3 protein-coding genes are annotated in these 2,416 nt (G+C 66.1%); all 3 read right to left on the reverse strand.

The window, feature by feature from the left end; all coding sequences use genetic code 11:
* Positions 1-115 precede the first annotated feature (115 nt).
* The 3 genes from ACFWMR_RS42560 to ACFWMR_RS42570 all read right to left on the reverse strand — a co-directional run bounded on the left by ACFWMR_RS42560 (position 116) and on the right by ACFWMR_RS42570 (position 2,270).
* Positions 116-643 (reverse strand): regulatory protein RecX, encoded by a 528-nt coding sequence (locus ACFWMR_RS42560; RefSeq protein ID WP_378382493.1) that lies wholly within the window; start codon positions 641-643, stop codon positions 116-118.
* Positions 644-828: 185 nt separating this feature from the next.
* Positions 829-1,869 (reverse strand): recombinase RecA, encoded by a 1,041-nt coding sequence (gene recA, locus ACFWMR_RS42565; RefSeq protein WP_005164741.1) that lies wholly within the window; start codon positions 1,867-1,869, stop codon positions 829-831.
* 206 nt (positions 1,870-2,075) lie between these two features.
* Positions 2,076-2,270 (reverse strand): DUF3046 domain-containing protein, encoded by a 195-nt coding sequence (locus tag ACFWMR_RS42570; protein ID WP_093938916.1) that lies wholly within the window; start codon positions 2,268-2,270, stop codon positions 2,076-2,078.
* Between the last annotated feature and the right edge of the window lie 146 nt (positions 2,271-2,416).

Here is a 2,416-nt window from a genome sequence, read left to right on the forward strand (position 1 = left end):
CTGTCCCCACGGATCTCAAACAACACAACCCCCGAACAAGTCAGGTGTTGCAACCACCACTAGAACCCAAGAGGAAGGGGGCCTTCATGTACTTCAGGAAAGTCTGGAGGGAAACTCAGTCGGGGGCGGCGTCGTCCAGGAGTGCTGATTCGGCGCCGAACTCGCGGAGTTCGTCGCGGATCACGGTGTAGGCCAGCCCTTGGGGATAGCCCTTGCGGGCGAGGAAGCCCAGCAAGCGGCGGATCGCCGTCTGCTCGTCGACGTTGCCCAAGGAGCGCATGCGCTTCCGTACCAGCTCTCGGGCGCGTTGCTCCTCTGCCTCTCGGTCCACCTCGTCGGCGGCCTGGACGGCGATATCCCCATCGATTCCTTTGCGTTTGAGTTCGGCGACGAGCGCGTTCCGCGCCAAACCCATGTTGGCATGACGGGAACGAACCCACATCTCGGCGAACTCGGCGTCGTTGATGAGCCCTGCCTGGTCCAGCTTACCGAGCAGGGTCTCCGTCGTCTCCTCGTCGAAGCCCTTGCGTTTGAGGGCCTGACGCAGTTCATCCGTGGAGCGCGGGCGCGCGGCCAGGAGATCGAAGCAGATCTCCTTGGCCTTCTTCCTCCGCTCGTCCGGCGGCAGCTCCGCCGGATCCACCTTGGGCGCTCGCATTTTCAGCTATCACTCCAGTCGAACAGTGACGTCATCCCCTGAAGCAACCGCACTTGGGGGTCCAGGGGGCTTGCCCCCTGGTGGGGGTCTGGGGGGTCGACCCCCAGGAGGCACGGCAGAGGGATCCGGCGAGCGCTCTCCGCGAGCACACCTCACCCGATCCCGTCGCCTCAGAAGTCGACCGGCGCGGGGGCGGCTTCGGCGTCGACAGCGGCACCGATGCCGAGCTTCTCCTTGATGCGCTTCTCGATCTCGTTGGCGATGTCCGGGTTGTCCAGCAGGAACTTGCGGGCGTTCTCCTTGCCCTGGCCCAGCTGGTCGCCTTCGTAGGTGTACCAGGCTCCGGACTTGCGCAGGATGCCCTGGTCGACACCCATGTCGATCAACGAGCCCTCGCGGGAGACACCCTTGCCGTAGAGGATGTCGAACTCGGCCTGCTTGAAGGGCGGCGCGACCTTGTTCTTCACGACCTTGACGCGAGTGCGGTTACCGACGGGCTCGCCGCCGTCCTTCAGCGTCTCGATCCGGCGGACGTCCAGGCGGACCGACGCGTAGAACTTCAGCGCCTTACCACCGGTCGTGGTCTCCGGGGAGCCGAACATGACGCCGATCTTCTCGCGCAGCTGGTTGATGAAGATCGCGGTGGTGCCGGAGTTGTTCATCGCGCCGGTCATCTTCCGCAGCGCCTGGCTCATCAGCCGGGCCTGGAGGCCGACGTGGTTGTCGCCCATCTCGCCCTCGATCTCGGCGCGCGGCACGAGCGCGGCAACCGAGTCGATGACCAGGATGTCGAGCGCGCCGGAGCGGATCAGCATGTCCGCGATCTCGAGCGCCTGCTCACCGGTGTCCGGCTGGGAGACCAGTAGCGCGTCGGTGTCGACGCCGAGCTTCTTGGCGTACTCCGGGTCCAGCGCGTGCTCCGCGTCGATGAACGCGGCGATGCCGCCGTTCTTCTGCGCGTTGGCGACCGCGTGCAGCGCGACGGTGGTCTTACCGGAGGACTCCGGACCGTAGATCTCGATGACCCGGCCGCGGGGCAGGCCGCCGATCCCGAGCGCGACGTCGAGGGCGATGGCGCCGGTGGGGATGACCTCGATCGGCGCGCGGCCCTCTTCGCCCAGGCGCATGACCGAGCCCTTGCCGTACTGCTTGTCGATCTGGGCGAGGGCCAGTTCGAGCGCCTTGTCCTTGTCGGGTGCTGCTGGTGCCATGGAGTCCACCTCGTTGGTTGAGCCGGGTAGGGCTTGTTCTGTTCTGAGCTGTCGGGTCCGACGCTACGGGCGACCACCGACAATTCCAGGCCTCGCGCCCAAGCTGTGGATCGCTGACCCCGTTGTGGACAACACCATAGACGAACACGTGTTCGAGGCCGTGGCCGACACGCCGTTGCGCTAGGGTTCTTGCCCTTCTTCCGAGGTCAGCGCCTCTCCGGCGGGACTTCGAAGGCGTCGCAGACCGCCCGCCAGACGTCCTTGGCCGAGGTTCCCGAGTCGAGGGCCTGTTCGACGGTCCGGCCCCCGAGTTCGCCGAAGACGTGATCCCTGGAGAGGGTTTCCGCACGTCCGGGACCGAATTCGTCGGCCATCAGCCGCCGGAAGACCGTGATACGCATCGAGCGGAGTCTAGCCCGGCACCCGGCGGGAAACGCGTGAAGGCCCCCTTGCTCGGGTGGGGTTCCGCGACGCCGAGGCGACGTGGCCGTGGGAACGCGACACAGGGGTGTGTGGAAATAGGGACGTCGAGTGTCCCTATTTCCTC

The sequence above is a fragment of the Amycolatopsis thailandensis genome (assembly GCF_042723255.1).
GTDB classification, from domain to species: domain Bacteria; phylum Actinomycetota; class Actinomycetes; order Mycobacteriales; family Pseudonocardiaceae; genus Amycolatopsis; species Amycolatopsis thailandensis.

Excerpts from the sequence above, each read along its gene's own strand:
- recA (WP_005164741.1), bottom strand. The coding sequence starts at position 1,869 with ATGGCACCAGCAGCACCCGACAAGGACAAGGCGCTCGAACTGGCCCTC.
- ACFWMR_RS42570 (WP_093938916.1), bottom strand. The coding sequence starts at position 2,270 with ATGCGTATCACGGTCTTCCGGCGGCTGATGGCCGACGAATTCGGTCCC.